This is a genomic window from Shewanella sp. SM71 (assembly GCF_025653905.1).
Taxonomy (GTDB): domain Bacteria; phylum Pseudomonadota; class Gammaproteobacteria; order Enterobacterales; family Shewanellaceae; genus Shewanella; species Shewanella oncorhynchi.
On record NZ_JAKKRW010000006.1, the window covers coordinates 33,365 to 49,105 of the forward strand.

A 15,741-nucleotide genomic window follows, 5' to 3' on the forward strand; every position below is an offset into this window, starting at 1 on the left:
GCTTAGTAATAATCTCTCACTAAGATCTCGGCAATTTGCACACTGTTCAAGGCTGCACCTTTACGAATATTGTCTGACACGACCCACAAGTTAATCCCGTGAGAATGAGAAATATCCTTACGAATGCGACCCACATAAACCGGATCGGTTCCTGCGGCATCGGTCACTGCTGTTGGATAATCATCATCGGATTCAAACAATACCACTCCTTCGGCATTACGCAGTAAAGCTTTAACGTCTTCGGCATCGACAGGCTGACGAGTTTCGATATTAATGGCTTCCGAGTGACCATAAAACACAGGTACACGTACGGCGGTCGCATTCACTAAAATCTCATCGTCACCGAAAATCTTCTGGGTTTCCCAGACCATTTTCATTTCTTCTTTGGTATAGCCGTTATCCATAAATTTATCGATTTGTGGCAATACGTTAAAAGCAATTTGTTTTGGATAGACTTCAGCGTCAGCAGGTAAACCTTGCAGTAATTTAGTGCACTGATGCGCTAATTCTTCAATGGCTTTTTTACCTGTGCCCGATACTGACTGGTACGTTGCCACATTAATGCGGCTGATACCATAGGCATCATAAATAGGCTTAAGTGCCACCAGCATTTGAATGGTTGAGCAATTTGGGTTAGCAATGATATTGCGATTGCGGAAATCAGCGATAGCATGCGGATTCACTTCAGGTACAACCAAAGGAATATCGATGTCGTATCTAAAGTGAGAGGTGTTATCAATCACAACACAGCCTGCTTCAGCGGCAATCGGTGCCCATTTGGCGGAAACATCACCACCTGCAGAGAAGAAACCAATTTGAGCTTGGGTCCAATCGAAGGTTTCTACGTCGAGAATGGTAATTTGTTTGCCATGAAAGCTGACCGTTTCACCGGCGCTGCGGCTACTGGCTAAAGGGTACAAATTGGCAACCGGGAAATTACGCTCTTCGAGGATCTCTATCATAGTTTGACCCACTGCGCCCGATGCACCTAAAACGACAACATTAAATTCCTGTGACATAGCTACTGACCGACTCCTGAAAAACCTAAATTGGACAACCAATCTACCTCAGATTGACCGTCATAAGCCAGCGCCAATGCACTAAATTCGCGTCTATGTTGGTGATTTTTTCTCATAGTGTCGAAGCCATTCTCATTTAAGAATGTATTTCTGAACATCTTGTCATCATCGCGCAAATCATAGACAAAACGCGCGAGCTGTAATAACGCTTTTTCATTCGGCGCGGTCGCAAGTTCGACCGCCTTAATGTTAAAGCTTGGCAAGAGATCCAGCAGACTTTTATCGGCAGCAATATTAAGTAACTGACACAGCTTTTGATAGAGCATAAAAGTGCCGCGCGCCTTACCTTCTAAGCTGTAACCTGCAATATGCGGCGTGGCAAATTCAGCCAGTGGCACCAGTTCAGGCATCGGTGTTGGCTCGCCTTCCCACACATCGAGTACAAGTTTAAGATCATCACGCTGGCGTTTAACTCTGATAAGTGCTTTGTTATCTATCACATCACCGCGGCAGCAATTCACTAACCAAGTATTGGGTTTGAGCGCCTTTAAGTGCGCCTCATCGAATAAATGTTTGGTTTTATGCTCTCCCGTTCGCGTGATGGGCACATGCAAACTGATGATATCGGCCTGCGCCATGATGGTTTCTAAGCTCACAAAACTACGCGGATCGCCCTCTGCAGCTTTAATGGGATCGTTAAGCAGTACTTTAATACCATAGGCTTGCAAACATTTTGCCGTTGCAGTGCCAGTGTTACCCGCGCCCACTATGCCGACGACCTTGCCCTTAAGCGGCGAATTAAAGCGCTGCGCCAACTCCAGCATAGCGATAAAAGCAAACTCCCCAACCGCAGTCGCATTGCAACCTGGCGCATTAGAGAAGGGGATATTACGCTCGGCAAGGTAGGCTAAATCCACATGATCTGTGCCTATAGTGGCACTGCCGACAAACTTCAGTTGATGATTGTCCGAGAGCAACTCGGCATTCACTTTGGTGACTGAGCGCACTAATAACACATCGGCATCGCGCACTTGCGCTGCGGTTAACGTGCGGCCATTAACAGGAATAATTTCCCCGAGATCGCCAAATAGCGGTTCAACATAGGGCATATTTTCATCGACTAAAATCTTCATGGGCACCTGATCTAAAAAAAGTGGGAATGGAAGGCATCAAGATGCTCGGTATTCTAACAAGACTAATGGGATAAATCCTTGTCGATGCAACAGGTTTACAAAAAACGCCCATAAAAAAGGGAAGCCTAAGCTTCCCTTCTATCGTGTTTGATAAACAAACTTATTTGAATTTGCGCATCACTAACGTGGCGTTTGTACCGCCAAAACCAAAGCTGTTACTCATGACTGTAGTCAGCTCAGCATCACGATACTCACGCACGATAGGCATATCTTTCGCCGCTTCGTCCAGATTTTCGATATTGATGCTTGGGGCAATAAAGCTGTTTTCCATCATGATTAAGCTGTAAATCGCTTCATGTACGCCTGCGGCGCCTAATGCATGACCTGTCATAGACTTAGTCGATGCAATCGGTGGGCACTTGTCTTTGAAAACTTCACGTAGCGCTTCTAATTCACGCACGTCGCCCACTGGCGTTGAAGTGCCGTGAGTGTTGATGTAATCGATTGGGGTATCGACATCCATCATCGCCATTTGCATACAACGCACAGCGCCTTCACCCGATGGCGCCACCATGTCATAACCGTCTGAAGACGCGCCATAACCAATCACTTCAGCGTAAATTTTTGCGCCGCGAGCCAGAGCATGCTCTAACTCTTCAACCACTAAAATACCGCCGCCGCCAGAAATCACAAAACCATCACGGTCTGCATCATAGGTACGAGAGGCTTTTTCGGGTGTGGCATTGTACTTGGTTGACAGTGCGCCCATAGCGTCGAAGCCCATGGTCAGTGTCCAATCCACTTCTTCAGCACCACCGGCAAACACCATGTCTTGCTTACCCATTTGGATAAGTTCAACGGCGTGACCAATACAGTGGGCGCTGGTTGCACAGGCTGAACTGATAGAATAATTCATGCCTTTAATTTTAAATGGCGTGGCTAAACAAGCGCTGGCCGTGCTCGACATGATGCGAGGCACAATATACGGACCTACGCGTTTAACGCCTTTTTCACGCAATGTATCGGCAGATTGTACTTGGTTAGACGATGATGCGCCGCCTGTACCCACAATCAAACCTACGCGCGGATCTGAATACTGCTCTTCAGTTAAATTGGCATCGGCAACCGCTTCTTGCATAGCAATGTAGGCATAAGCTGCCGCATCACCCATAAAACGCAATGCCTTACGATCGATATGCTCAGCAGGGTTTAACTTGATGTCACCCCATACATGGCTACGTAATTGCATCTCTTCAAACTGAGCTGAATGCGTAATACCACTGCGGCCCGCTTTCAGTGACTCGGTCACTTCTTGCTTGTTATTACCGATACTTGAAACAACACCCATTCCGGTGATCACGACTCTTTTCATTTTATTGCTATCCATTGTGTACATGTCAGTACCTACTTTTCGCTGAGCCAATAGTATCTGTTTTGACTCAATTAAGTGGTCAGCTTTCCATAAAGGCGAGTAAAATAATGCCAATTATGAGACCGAGAGTAAATTTCTTTGACTGCAGAGCCCAATAAACCTTGCCAAATTAAGCGCGATTACCCGCAATTAATCAACCTTTATCCCGCAACAGCTCACACTGATGCACACTATCTCAGCAAATTGAGCATTTATCAGCAGCGGGTATTTGAGGCTCATTCACAGCAAAAACTCTTAGTATTAGGGCAAATTGGTTTAGGTAACGGGCTTGAACTCTTATCTTGGTGGCGCACTCAGACGAACCCTAACCAACGATTACTCCTTAACGTATTCGAACCCAATCCGATTAATGCTTACGAACTTAAATTACTTTGGGATCAATCCGCCAGTTTAACCAAAGTGCCTGAACTTGAGCCACTTGCCCAACGCTTACTTCATACAGAGCCGACAGCTATTATAGGTTGTCAGAGATTAATTTTTGATGACGGTCGTACCACAATCGACCTGCACTTTGGTGATATTCAATCCCAGCTCTGTTCACTCATCCATTCTCCGCTTCACCCCGTTCAGCACTGGCTGGTATTGCCCCATCTACAAAATGGGTTAAATCAGCAGATCCATTGGCAGATGGCAAAACTCAGTGACGATGGCGCCACTGTTGCAACGATTGGATTAAACGAATCAAGCGGACTAAGCGAAACACCAGTGAGCCGTTTCCAAGCCTGCGGCTTTGAGGAGAGGGATTTTACCTGCGCTGCAATACAGACAAACCCTCAGCCTGATGCCATTTTGTTACACGAGCGCCACGTCTTACGCCAGCAAGATGCTAAAGCCTATGCCTTTAATCCTATGGCTGCAATCTTACCCTCGGACGCGCCCAGCTCGATTGCCATCATAGGCGGCGGGTTAGCCTCGGCGCATTTGGCACTGTCTTTGGCGGAACGCGGCAAAAGTACGCAGCTCTTTTGTAAAGATGCCAAGCTTGGCCAAGGCGCCTCGGGCAATCGCCAAGGGGCGATTTATCCGCTGCTGACACCGGAAAATGATGAATTAAGCCGCTTCTTCCAGCAGGCATTTTTATTTAGCCGCCGTCGAGTACAGGCGCTGACATCTGTCCCCGCCCCAAATCAAACGCCGATTTCCCATGATTTTTGCGGGGTATTGCAAACTGCCCACGATGAACGCAGCCAATTACGACTCGATAAAATTATTCAAAGCCAGAACTGGCCAAGTGAAATTGCCTATCGAGTCGATGCGCAGCAGGCTAATTCTCTTGCGAACATTAATATTGACAAATCAGGCTTTTTCTATCCGCTGGCTGGCTGGGTTTGTCCCTACGAATATGCCGAAGCCGCAATACAAAAAGCGCAGCAGCTTTCTGAGGTCAAACTCCATTTGGAGACTGAGATCCTTGAAATTGAGCATCAAAGTGAAGGTTGGTATTTAATCACCGCTAAGCATCGCTTTGGCCCCTTTGCGCAAGTTGTGCTCGCCAATGGCGCAGCGCTCACGCAATTTGATGCCAGCAACAAATTACAAATTAGCCCTTTTCGCGGCCAAGTCAGCCATGTACCCGCTCAATTTCAATTGAGTCAACTCGCGACAGTGCTGTGCGCCAACGGTTATTTGACCCCGAGTCACGAAGGACTCCACTGCCTTGGCGCGAGTTACGTTAAAGAACCTAAGCATTTAGATTTTTGCCCGCAGGAGCAGCAAGAAAACCTCGCCAAAATGCACGAGAGTTATCCGAACCAAAGCTGGCTTGAAGATATCGACATGAGTGGCAACAATGCCCGTGTTGGCGTGCGTATGGTGACGCGGGATCATTTCCCTATGATGGGCTGCGCGCCCGATGTGGCGAAAATCCTTGAGGATTATGCAGAGCATCAACTCACTAAAGAGAGTCGCCACTACTGGCAAACCACGCCAGCGCCGGTGCATCCAGGACTGTATATTCTTGGTGGGTTAGGCTCACGGGGACTCAGTTCTGGGCCACTTGCCGCCGAATGTCTCGCAGCGCAGCTTTGCGGCGAGCCAATACCGCTCGATAAAGCTACCCTGTGTAAACTTAACCCCAATCGTATGTGGCTGCGAAAGTTACTCAAGGGAAAATCCCTCTAGCTTTGCCATCGCCTGTGCAAATAAAAAAGGGATTAAGCCAAGGCTTAATCCCTTTTTTATTATTTTCTGTAACCCACTTAAGCGGCAGTAACAACAATAGTGTTATCACTGCTGCTAGGTTCAAGACAGCTAGGCTCTACACAACTAGCCTCAATATGTCGGGGCTTTCTCGATTCTCTCGCCACTTTTACCCGAGTACGATTGTTGTTATCACGACTCTGACGGATGAGCGCATCGCCGCTTAAGTTCGAAGGTAGACCAGATGCTAGGCTCGATGTCAGGCTTGCAGCCTCACGGTGGGATTTAGCCAATCTGTCGTATAACAGCACATTAACCGAAGCCGCAAGATTCATACACCCGACCGTAGGCACATACACTACGGCATCGGCTTTATCGATAATCTCTTGGCAAATGGTGCCATCCTCAGGACCAAATACATAAAAGGCTTTCGCGGGATGGACAAAATCCGGCAACGGTGTTGCGCCCACCACCAAATCGACACAGATAAGCTGAGTGTCCGCCGGAATCGCGGCTAACAATGAAGTAACGCCCGTGAGCGGAATGCGCTCGCCAGCATCTTTAGTATCGACATGGTATTGCACAGCACCCGAACGCGCGGCTAACTCGTAGCGCCTGCCAGTGTAAAATACGCCATCGACGCCATAACAACCCGATGCGCGCATAATGCCACCGACGTTAACGGGTGTTTTAGGATTCACTAAACCGATAAATACCGCGCTAGCATCGAGAGCTTGCTCACTGGCTAATTCAGCACTCGGCATTTCTACACTCGTTACTTCGGCATTAGTCACGTGCTCGTTGTCAGTCATCGGCTGGGAGCTAGGCAACATCCAATTCGCCTATAATCTTTACCTGCAGCTGTGCCCATGCCTGTTCAACCAAGGCATAATCGGCATCATTTAATTCTTGGCGCGCGAGTGCTAGACAGTCGGTCATTTTTAGCATTAACGCATCAAGATCCGTTTCACCCTGTGCTTCCAATTGGGACAACACTACGGCCACATGGCCCTGTAAGTAGCCACAGGCAAACAAAGCATCGTCATCACCATGACTAACAACGCTGGCGATCCACTGTTCTAATGCGTCTTCGTAATGCTCTAACATGGGTCTAACTCTCCATTAATACTGGATTGGCCGACACATCTGCTGCGACCAATAAATCTGGATTGGCCACCTGATACATGACGTAATCATGGTAGCCCGTCGTCACTTTATAATAGCCGCCAAGCTCGCTATCTAATTTAGGGTCGCCACTATCCACAATTAGTGGTCGTCCATCAAGTGCTTTTAGCTTAGTTTTTGTGGCAAGGATAATAATATTGTCTTTTCCGATGCGCCGAATCAGCTCGGGCGACAACTGTTGATTACCACGCCCTAAGATATGGCCTTGGCCACCAATTAAGGTAATCACCAACTTAGTCGGCTTATCTTGGGTCAGTTCGAGTAATTCATTCGCGGTTAAGTCACTGCCGACTAAACTTTTATTTTGAATAAGATCAACACCGAGTAGGGTATTATCCAGAGCTAACTCTTCCATCACAAAGGCAACCGTACTGCCAGAGCCCATGATGTACAATTCATCCTCCATTTGATTGATCACATCGGCGGCGATATCGGCCAGCACGAGTTCATCGACTTCCTTGCCGCCCATCTTCACCGCTTGTACATAACGCGGCTCGGCGGGCACTAAGAGCTCACCAAATCGTTTAGCGCGCACTGTGCCTTGGCGAAAAGCCACTTCGTCGATATCCATCACATCGGCGGACATCAAACTGACAAGTTCGCCATCGAGCAACATCTTGACCACCATGCCAGACGCATGGGGCGTAATACCGTAAACGCCGGAATGAATTTTCACCCCAGCAGGCACGCCGAGTACGGGGAGTTTGTCGTCGATAGTGGCTTGTTCAAATACGGAGTAAACATCGCGGGCCGTGCCATCACCACCGGCAAAAAGCAGTAAATCCAGCGGTTCATCCAGCAGCGCACGCACAACGGCCTGCGTATCCAGCGCCTGAGTTTTATCCGGAGTTTGATACACCACTCGCGTGGTAAAACCGAGTGTTTTAGCGGTGTCTTCACCCATGATGCCTGAAGCGGTAATGACTTCAATGTCATCACTATAATCACGGATAACCTCGAGGGCCTGCATCATACGCAAGGCGGCTTTGGGTTCAGCGCCTAATGCAAGTGCTTCTTCGGCAACGCCATCGCTGCCCTTAAGACCAACACTGCCACCTAAGCCAGCTAATGGATTGATAACTAACCCTAAACGAAACCGAATCACCCTTTACCTCACTTAACGCAATATTTTGATTTTTTTATATTTTTATCTTAATGGATATGACTAGGCCCCATGGGCTGCAACACTCGGTTTATCCTTAGGGATAAAGAATACCGCCAGCATAGCGGCAAAGGCGCATACTGCGGCAAATACCCAAGACCAAACCGCCCCGCTACCATCGCCCCAAATATAGCCACAAATCCAAGTACCGAGCGCGCCGCCAACCCCAAAACTTAAACTGGCGTATAGGGCTTGACCTTGGCTTCTGTGACTCGCATCGAAATGTTTATGCACAAATTGAATCGATGCAGCATGGGTTAAGCCAAAGGTAAAGGCATGTAATAATTGGCTAAAACCAAGCCACAATACACTATCGACCCCAAAGGCAACCAATAACCAACGCAAGCAAGTCATGCCGATGCTGACAATCAATAGGGTGTTAACACCATAGCGGCCGAGTAAACGCGGCGCGAACATAAACATCACGATCTCGGCCATGGCGCCAAGGGCGACAAATATCCCCGCCGAGGATTCTGAGTAACCCGCTTGTTTTAAATATAAGACGAAGAAGCCGTAGAAAGGCCCCGCGCTCATTTGCAGCAACATCGCCGAGGCTAAGAACCAAATAATTGCCCGATTCCATTGTAATGGCGGCCGCACTTGGTTGGTATCGCGCACTATACGATTTGCCGGTAATGGCAACGCACTGGCTAACATGCCGATAAACAATGACAAACCGATATAAGGCAACACTTCTGTGCCCCAGTGGCCAATGGCAAAGCCCGCACCGACGACAAGACAGATATAACCGACACTGCCCCAACTGCGAATTTGACCGTAGCGGCTGGCATTCTCGCCTAAGGTTTCTAAGGTGATCACTTCAAGCTGGGCGAGGATCGCGTTCCAAAAGAAAGTATAGAGGGCCAGACTCAGCGCCATATACACAAAACCGCCATGGTAGAAGAAACTCAAATAGGCCAGCGCGGCGGCCCCTGCGCCCATTTTGATCAGCTCGGCACGCATCCCCGTTCGGTCAGCCACTTTAGCCCACACATTAGGTGCAACAATGCGCGTCGCCATCAGGATGGCGAGTAAAAAGCCAATTTCTTGGGGATTAAAACCGCGATTTTCGAAGAAGACCCCAAGATAAGGGACCATAGTGCCGAGAATAGAAAAGAAGAAAAAATAGCAGGCACAAAGCCAGCGCAATTGCCGGCTTGTGCTAGAAGAAGTTGACATTAACGCATTCCATTTATCTCATGCCACTCATTATATCGTTATCGCATACCAGCTATTTCATGCGCCTATCTCATACCCCTATCTCATTCCGAGAACGGGCGTGTGACTACGCACATCCTGATTTTGCGCTCTGTGTCTTAATAAGTGATCCATCAACACAATGGCAAGCATAGCTTCGGCAATCGGTACCGCGCGGATCCCAACACAGGGATCGTGACGACCTTTAGTGACAACTTCGGCCATTTCACCCTGCGCCGTCATACTTTGACCCGGCACACTGATGCTTGATGTGGGTTTTAACGCAATATGGGCAATAATCGGCTGACCCGATGAAATCCCACCGAGCACACCGCCCGCATGATTAGATTCAAAGCCTTGCGGCGACATTAAGTCACGCCCTTCGGAGCCCTTTTGCGTCACGACACCAAAACCATCACCAATCTCAACACCTTTAACGGCATTGATGCCCATCAGCGCGTGGGCGATATCAGCATCCAATCGATCAAATACTGGCTCACCTAAACCCACTGGTACACCTGTCGCGATAACGGAGATTTTCGCGCCAATGGAGTCACCGGATTTTTTCAGCTCACGCATGTATTCATCAAGCGCTTCAAGCTTACTGGCATCGGGGAAGAAAAAGGCATTTTGCTCAATTTGGTCAACATCAATAGTCTCAGCACAAATAGGACCCAGCTGTGACATAAACCCATAGATCTCGATACCGTGAACTTGCTTCAAATACTTTTTAGCCACAGCACCCGCCGCAACGCGCATCGCGGTTTCACGGGCAGACGAGCGGCCACCACCACGGTAATCACGCATACCGTACTTTTGCTGGTAGGTATAATCGGCGTGTCCAGGGCGGAATAAATCTTTGATATTAGAGTAATCTTGACTACGTTGATCGGTATTTTCGATCAAGAGTCCAATTGAGGTACCCGTGGTTTTACCTTCAAAAACGCCGGATAAAATCCGCACTTCGTCTGGCTCACGGCGGGCCGTGGTATATCGGGATGTCCCTGGACGACGGCGGTCAAGATCATGCTGCATATCGGCTTCGGTTAATTCAAGCCCTGGTGGGCAACCATCAATAATGCAACCCAGTGCAACACCGTGACTCTCACCAAACGTCGTCACTACAAAATTTTGACCAATACTGTTTCCAGACATCCGCTTTGTACACCTTAGGTTATTTGTTCATCGCTCCGTGTCCAGCGACCACTGGACAATTTATTTTCCCGCTGCAAGCCTAACTGGCAGCGGGAAAAGTCTCAACCTAATTTGCTATCTTAGGTTATTCTGCGTCGCGATAAATGCCGAACACTGACTGATTTTCGACCAGTTGATCGCGGGTCAATACAAATACGCCATCGCCACCATTTTCAAAGTTAATCCAAGTGAATGGCACTTCTGGGAACTGCTCAATCAAATGCACCATAGAATTACCGACTTCGACTACGAGTAAACCCGTTGGCGTGAGGTATTGCGCGGCATTGGCGAGTATACGCTTGGTTAAATCTAAGCCGTCGCGACCTGAGGCTAAACCAATGGCTGGCTCATGGTGATATTCATCAGGCATGTCGCCAATGTCTTCAGCATCCACATAAGGTGGGTTTGAAACAATCAAATCATACTGAGGCCCTTCTGGGATGGCCGAAAACAGATCCGATTGCATCGGGAAAACTCTGTCCATCACACCTAAGGTTTCGATATTGATTTGCGCCACATCTAAGGCATCTTCGCTGATATCCAGCGCATCGACTTCGGCGTCTTCAAATTCATAGGCACAGGCAATCGCGATACAAGCGCTGCCAGTACATAAATCTAAAATACGTGTAACTGGCTTGTTATATAACCAAGGGCTAAAACGATTAGCGATCATTTCGGCAATCGGTGAACGTGGCACTAACACGCGCTCATCGACGTAAAATTCAAGCCCAGCAAAACGCGCTTTGTTGGTCAAGTAAGGCACAGGTAAGCGCTCTCTCACCCGACGAATGATCAACTCGACAATTTTATGCTTTTCACTGCTGGTCAAGTTACTTAAAATCACTTGCTGACCGATTTCTTCGGGTAAGTGTAAGGCATGGAAAACTAAGGCGATGGCTTCATCCCACGCATTATCAGTACCATGACCATAATACACATTGGCATCGTTAAAACGGCTCACGGCCCAACGTAACATATCGCCAATAGTACGTAATTCTGTCACAGCTTCATCTACAAAGATCTTATCCAAAACGTGCTCCCGCTAGTTTGTTCGCAAACATTGTAACTGAACTCTATTCAGAAACCATAGGATTCAATAGAATACCCGCCATGAATAAAGACGACGACAAAGAAGGCTTGGCGATGTTCTCAGCGCTTATTGATGGAATTAAACCCATCACGCAAAATAAGCGACACTTTCGCATGCCCTTAAAAACCAAACAAGAAATAGAACTGAAAGAGCAGCAACTGCATGCTAACAGTTATTTCTCAGATACTTATCAACCACTACTGCCTGTACAAGGGCCGATGCGTTGGTTAGAAGAAGGTGTTGACAGTTTAGAGCTCAAGCGCCTCAGACGTGGGGATTACCAGCCAGATTTGCTGCTGGATTTGCACGGCTATCGCCAATCGGAAGCCAAACTTGAGTTAGCGGCACTGATCCAAGCCTGCGTTAAACAGCAAAGCCTGTGCTGCTGCATTATGCATGGTTATGGCAGTGGCATATTGAAACAACAAGTTCCCATGTGGTTAGTGCAGCATCCTATGGTGAAAGCTTTCCATCAGGCGCCTAAAGAATGGGGCGGCGATGCGGCGTTATTAGTGCTGATTGATATTGGTGAGCAGCCGCATAGACGTTAGCTCGCTATCGGCTTAGGCTTTAACATTTACTATTTAGTGGAAAACAAACGGCCCATTTAATGTGGGCCGTTTGTTTTGTAAAAGAGATATAAACCTAGATTAGCTAATACTATGCGGGGCGTGCTGCCACACGATTGAGGCTTGCTCGGCATGTTTATCAATGAGCGTAATGCCTGACGTCGCGAATAATGGCGGCTCAACGCCAGCCACTAACTCACTGACTAAGTAGCCCAGTAACGGCATGTGAGCAATCACTAGTACTTTATCGGCTTTGTATAATTCAGCATAAGCCACAACCAAGGCGGCTACATTGGCGGGATCGCCAGAAGGTACGAGATCATCGGCGACTAGCCACTTACGCGGCTCAGGAAAATGCTGACTCAGTTCCTGCCACGTTTGCTGTGCTCGTAAGTAAGGACTAACTAAAACAAGATCGAAATCAGCCACACTGCGAGCTAGCCAGTTGCTCATCAACACAGTATGGTGCCTTCCAACATCGGTCAGTGTTCTGTCTCTATCAGACTGAGCATTAAATCCGGCGTCACCATGTCTCATCAAAAATAGCTGCATACTTCTCTCGCGACTCAAACTTGTTTTTGTTTTATCCCAATTGTAGCCCTAAAATCCGTTTCAACAAACCTCACAAGACTTAATCTTTAGTCGATAAACACAAGAGATATTTGCTAAAAACCATTAAGACTATCAATATATAACAAGCTATCGTTACCGGAGTGTCTCTTTGCAAGCCTCTCAGTCCATATATAAAAGTCCAAATGATCACCGCCAGTATCGTTATCTTGTATTAGATAATGCGCTCAGGGTGTTATTGGTTGAAGATCAAGATGCCAGCCAAGCTGCCGCATCTATGGCTGTAGGCGTGGGTCATTTTGATGATCCCGCAGATAGACCCGGCATGGCGCACTTTTTAGAGCATATGCTCTTTCTAGGTACTGAGAAATTCCCAGACTCAGGCGAGTATCACGCCTTTATCAACCAGCATGGCGGCAGCAATAACGCTTGGACGGGCACAGAGCACACTAACTTCTTTTTCACCATCAATGAAGACGTGTTTGCCGACTCCTTAGACAGATTCAGCCAATTTTTTATCGCCCCAAAATTTGATTTAGATTTAGTCGATAGAGAACGCCAAGCTATTGAATCTGAATTTAGTTTAAAACTAAAAGATGATATCCGTCGAACCTATCAAGTACTCAAAGAGACAGTCAACCCACTGCATCCATTTTCGAAATTTTCAGTGGGTAACTTAGTCACCTTAGGCGGAGAACAGGCACAGGTACGTAGTGAATTACTCGATTTCTATCAAAGCCATTACAGCGCCAACTTAATGACCTTGTGCTTAGTCGCTCCGCTTTCCCTTGATGAATTACAAGATTTAGCCTGCCACTATTTTAGTGGGATCCGAAACTTGAACTTAGTGAAAAACTATCCTCAAGTACCACTATTTTCAGAAAAAGAACTGTTGAGGCAAATCGATATTGTGCCGCTTAAGGAGCAAAAACGCTTAAGCATCAGTTTTAATTTCCCAGGAATTGATCACTACTACAAACGTAAACCTTTGACTTATATCAGCCATATTTTAGGCAATGAGAGTCATGGCAGTCTGTTGTCGTATCTGAAAGAACAAGGATTAGTGAACAACTTGTCTGCGGGCGGCGGTGTAAATGGTTATAACTTCAAGGATTACAGTATCGGTTTACAGTTAACCGATAAAGGGCTAGGCAATCTCGATGAAATTATCAGCTGCTGTTTTGAGTATATTGAACTTATCAAAACCCAAGGCTTAGATGAATGGCGTTATTTGGAGCGTGCAAACCTGCTCAAAATGGCGTTTCGTTATCAAGAGCAAGTTAAATCACTCGATTTAGCCAGCCATCTCAGTATCAATATGCATCACTATGAAGTCGAAGACTTGGTCTTTGGCGATTATCGGATGGATGGGCTGGATATCCCTGAAACCATTGAGCTACTTGAGCTCATGGTGCCACAGAATATGCGCCTGCAGCTTATCGCCCAATCGGTTAAAACGGATCGTAAAGCTAACTGGTATCACACGCCGTACAAAGTCCGCCCAATTGCGCCACAGTCCATAGCTCGTTGGCAAGTGAACAGTATTCGCCCTGAATTACAGCTACCGGCTGCAAATCCTTTTATTGTCGCCGACTCGATTGCCCGTCCGGATAAGAGCGATGTTGACGTGCCAGTGATAGTTGCTGAATCAACTGGATACCGCATTTGGCATAAGAAAGATGATGAGTTTAATGTGCCAAAAGGTCACATGTATTTATCGCTGGATTCAGAGCAGGCAAGTAAAACGCCAAGGCATGCCGCCCTCACCCGCTTATATGTTGAAATGCTACTCGATTATCTCACCGAGCCAACCTATCAGGCCGAAGTTGCTGGATTAAGCTATAACATTTATCCGCATCAAGGCGGAATTACACTGCATTTATCGGGCTTTACCGGCAATCAAGAAACGTTATTAGCACTATTAATCCATAAAGCCAGAGAGCGCAATTTTACCGAAGAGCGCTTTGCCCTCATAAAATCTCAGCTACTGCGCAGTTGGCAGAATCAAACACAGGCTAAACCGATTTCACAATTATTTACTAGCCTGACTGTTACGCTGCAAAAAAGCAGTTATGAACCAGCACGCATGGCTCAAATGTTGGAAGATATTAGCCTAGAAGATTTACATAACCATGTACGCGCCTTCTACGAAAAGATCTATCTTGAAGGGTTAGTCTACGGGGATTGGCTAGTCTCTGAAGCACAAGCTCTCGGCAAACGTTTACAGCACATTTTATCCTTAGTTTCGACGCCGAGCGCCGAGTCCACCAGAGAATTAGTGAATTTAACAGGCCAAGGCACGTTACTGAGAGAACTCGCAATAGATCATCAAGATAGCGCAATTATTGTGTATTACCAATCTGCCGTGGCAACACCCGAAAAAATGGCGCTATTTAGCTTACTGAATCACACTATGTCGTCCACCTTTTTCCATGAGCTGCGTACTGAAAAACAGTTGGGCTATATGGTAGGCACAGGTTACCTGCCGCTCAATCGTCATCCTGGACTTATTTTCTATATTCAGTCACCCACAACTGGACCACTGCATTTATTAGAGGCCATCGATGAGTTTATTGCCGACTTTAATTATGCAGTGATGCAAATCACCAACGAAGAATGGGAAAGCACAAAGGTAGGTCTGATTAATCAAATCATGGAGCACGACGCGAACCTCAAAACTCGCAGTCAACGTTATTGGGTCAGTGTCGGCAATAGAGATTATCAATTTAACCAAAGAGAACTCGTCGTAGACGAAATCACTAAGCTCACCCGCACTGATTTACTCAAATTCATGATGCGTAAAATGCGTACTAAGCACAGCGATCGCTTAGTGTTATTTAGCACAGGTGAACAACACAGAACCCAACCCGCGCTGATGTCAGACAAAATGATCACGGATCTTAAAGTTTTTAAGCAAACGGCAGAAAAGTTTAATTTCTAAACAAAAAACACTTTTGCTCACACATTTGTGAGCAAAGTTAGGTAAACAAACAGAACCGCTACAAATCAGTCCAACTATAGTCGTATCTTTCGGTGTTGGGCGTAATCCTG

13 protein-coding genes are annotated in these 15,741 nt (G+C 47.0%); 3 read left to right on the forward strand and 10 right to left on the reverse strand.

Annotated features, from left to right (window positions below; genetic code table 11):
* Nucleotides 1-2: 2 nt before the first annotated feature.
* From L5L97_RS07370 to fabB, 3 genes are all read right to left on the reverse strand, one after another.
* Nucleotides 3-1,019: an aspartate-semialdehyde dehydrogenase gene (locus L5L97_RS07370; protein ID WP_131523510.1), complete on the reverse strand. Its 1,017-nt coding sequence runs from the start codon at nucleotides 1,017-1,019 to the stop codon at nucleotides 3-5.
* 2 nt (nucleotides 1,020-1,021) lie between these two features.
* Nucleotides 1,022-2,152 carry a 4-phosphoerythronate dehydrogenase gene (locus L5L97_RS07375; RefSeq protein WP_263181549.1) on the reverse strand — a complete coding sequence of 377 codons (1,131 nt, stop codon included), beginning with the start codon at nucleotides 2,150-2,152 and terminating at the stop codon, nucleotides 1,022-1,024.
* 160 nt (nucleotides 2,153-2,312) lie between these two features.
* Complete coding sequence (gene fabB, locus L5L97_RS07380) at nucleotides 2,313-3,524, reverse strand: beta-ketoacyl-ACP synthase I (RefSeq protein WP_168824238.1); 1,212 nt, start codon at nucleotides 3,522-3,524, stop codon at nucleotides 2,313-2,315.
* 138 nt (nucleotides 3,525-3,662) lie between these two features.
* On the opposite strand from fabB, the gene mnmC reads away from it, so the two are divergent.
* The gene (gene mnmC / locus L5L97_RS07385; RefSeq protein ID WP_263181550.1) at nucleotides 3,663-5,705 is read left to right on the forward strand and encodes an FAD-dependent 5-carboxymethylaminomethyl-2-thiouridine(34) oxidoreductase MnmC; all 2,043 of its coding nucleotides are present in this window, start codon (nucleotides 3,663-3,665) and stop codon (nucleotides 5,703-5,705) included.
* A gap of 77 nt (nucleotides 5,706-5,782) precedes the next feature.
* Here mnmC and L5L97_RS07390 read toward each other — a convergent pair whose 3' ends face one another.
* The 6 genes from L5L97_RS07390 to prmB all read right to left on the reverse strand — a co-directional run bounded on the left by L5L97_RS07390 (nucleotide 5,783) and on the right by prmB (nucleotide 11,491).
* Entirely contained in the window at nucleotides 5,783-6,556 is a 774-nt protein-coding gene (locus L5L97_RS07390) for an RNA methyltransferase (RefSeq protein WP_263181551.1), read from the reverse strand.
* Nucleotides 6,546-6,830: a YfcL family protein gene (locus tag L5L97_RS07395; RefSeq protein WP_263181552.1), complete on the reverse strand. Its 285-nt coding sequence runs from the start codon at nucleotides 6,828-6,830 to the stop codon at nucleotides 6,546-6,548. Before L5L97_RS07395 ends, L5L97_RS07390 begins: the two co-directional genes overlap by 11 nt.
* A gap of 4 nt (nucleotides 6,831-6,834) precedes the next feature.
* Nucleotides 6,835-8,013, reverse strand: a complete 1,179-nt coding sequence (locus L5L97_RS07400) for an ATP-NAD kinase family protein (RefSeq protein ID WP_263181553.1) — start codon at nucleotides 8,011-8,013, stop codon at nucleotides 6,835-6,837.
* A gap of 60 nt (nucleotides 8,014-8,073) precedes the next feature.
* Complete coding sequence (locus L5L97_RS07405; protein ID WP_263181554.1) at nucleotides 8,074-9,249, reverse strand: MFS transporter; 1,176 nt, start codon at nucleotides 9,247-9,249, stop codon at nucleotides 8,074-8,076.
* 78 nt (nucleotides 9,250-9,327) lie between these two features.
* Entirely contained in the window at nucleotides 9,328-10,422 is a 1,095-nt protein-coding gene (gene aroC, locus L5L97_RS07410) for a chorismate synthase (protein WP_263181555.1), read from the reverse strand.
* A gap of 124 nt (nucleotides 10,423-10,546) precedes the next feature.
* Nucleotides 10,547-11,491: a 50S ribosomal protein L3 N(5)-glutamine methyltransferase gene (prmB, locus tag L5L97_RS07415; RefSeq protein WP_263163412.1), complete on the reverse strand. Its 945-nt coding sequence runs from the start codon at nucleotides 11,489-11,491 to the stop codon at nucleotides 10,547-10,549.
* Between the two features lie 80 nt (nucleotides 11,492-11,571).
* On the opposite strand from prmB, the gene smrB reads away from it, so the two are divergent.
* Nucleotides 11,572-12,102, forward strand: a complete 531-nt coding sequence (gene smrB / locus L5L97_RS07420) for an endonuclease SmrB (RefSeq protein WP_105252090.1) — start codon at nucleotides 11,572-11,574, stop codon at nucleotides 12,100-12,102.
* A gap of 99 nt (nucleotides 12,103-12,201) precedes the next feature.
* Here the strand turns inward: smrB and sixA are convergent, their stop codons facing one another.
* Complete coding sequence (gene sixA / locus L5L97_RS07425) at nucleotides 12,202-12,672, reverse strand: phosphohistidine phosphatase SixA (RefSeq protein ID WP_028761045.1); 471 nt, start codon at nucleotides 12,670-12,672, stop codon at nucleotides 12,202-12,204.
* A 169-nt stretch (nucleotides 12,673-12,841) separates the two neighbouring features.
* Between sixA and L5L97_RS07430 the strand changes: the two genes are divergently transcribed.
* Entirely contained in the window at nucleotides 12,842-15,631 is a 2,790-nt protein-coding gene (locus tag L5L97_RS07430) for an insulinase family protein (protein WP_263181556.1), read from the forward strand.
* Nucleotides 15,632-15,741 lie beyond the last annotated feature (110 nt).

Bases quoted from the DNA above. Each gene is read 5' to 3' on its own strand.
- L5L97_RS07370 (WP_131523510.1), bottom strand. From the start codon at position 1,019: ATGTCACAGGAATTTAATGTTGTCGTTTTAGGTGCATCGGGCGCAGTG.
- L5L97_RS07375 (WP_263181549.1), bottom strand. From the start codon at position 2,152: ATGAAGATTTTAGTCGATGAAAATATGCCCTATGTTGAACCGCTATTT.
- fabB (WP_168824238.1), bottom strand. From the start codon at position 3,524: ATGAAAAGAGTCGTGATCACCGGAATGGGTGTTGTTTCAAGTATCGGT.
- L5L97_RS07390 (WP_263181551.1), bottom strand. From the start codon at position 6,556: ATGTTGCCTAGCTCCCAGCCGATGACTGACAACGAGCACGTGACTAAT.
- L5L97_RS07395 (WP_263181552.1), bottom strand. From the start codon at position 6,830: ATGTTAGAGCATTACGAAGACGCATTAGAACAGTGGATCGCCAGCGTT.
- L5L97_RS07405 (WP_263181554.1), bottom strand. From the start codon at position 9,249: ATGTCAACTTCTTCTAGCACAAGCCGGCAATTGCGCTGGCTTTGTGCC.
- aroC (WP_263181555.1), bottom strand. From the start codon at position 10,422: ATGTCTGGAAACAGTATTGGTCAAAATTTTGTAGTGACGACGTTTGGT.
- smrB (WP_105252090.1), top strand. From the start codon at position 11,572: ATGAATAAAGACGACGACAAAGAAGGCTTGGCGATGTTCTCAGCGCTT.
- sixA (WP_028761045.1), bottom strand. From the start codon at position 12,672: ATGCAGCTATTTTTGATGAGACATGGTGACGCCGGATTTAATGCTCAG.